We start from the raw sequence: 436 nt of genomic DNA, 5'->3' as shown, positions 1-436 counted from the left end.
GTATCCGCCCCATGAACCCACGGGGCGACTTGTCAGTGTTTGAAGTTCCAAGGTAGGAGTGCGTCGATATCAGGCTCTGCTTTCGCGAGCTCTTTCATGCACTTGACCATGTAGTCGTAGAGGATAAGACCGTTGGCTTTCGCGGTCTCGATGATGCTGTAAAGCATCGCGCTCGCCTCAGCACCATTTGGTGTGTTAGAGAACAGCCAATTTTTTCTGCCAATGACCAGTGGTTTAATTGCACGTTCAGCGCGATTATTATCGATAGATAAGTGACCATCGTCGATATAACGAATGAGCTTTGGCCATTGCCCGAGCGTGTACTTTATCGCTTTACCTGGTGGGCTAGAGCCTATCACCTTCTGGGTTGTCATCCATTGGTAAAGCTCATCCAGTATCGGCTTGGCATACGCTTGACGCTCTGCTTTTCGCTCTT

1 protein-coding gene is annotated in these 436 nt (G+C 49.5%); it reads right to left on the bottom strand.

Annotated elements, in window-relative coordinates; all coding sequences use genetic code 11:
• Window positions 1–32: 32 nt before the first annotated feature.
• A partial coding sequence (locus AB4384_RS23055) for a transposase (protein WP_372130167.1) occupies window positions 33–436 on the bottom strand: 404 nt, incomplete at its 5' end.

Origin of the sequence: Vibrio sp. 10N.261.51.A4, from assembly GCF_041471945.1 — a bacterium.
In the GTDB taxonomy this organism is placed as follows: Bacteria; Pseudomonadota; Gammaproteobacteria; order Enterobacterales; family Vibrionaceae; genus Vibrio; species Vibrio crassostreae_C.
Note: the sequence above shows the minus strand (reverse complement) of the source record. Positions and strands in the feature narration are given on the sequence as shown.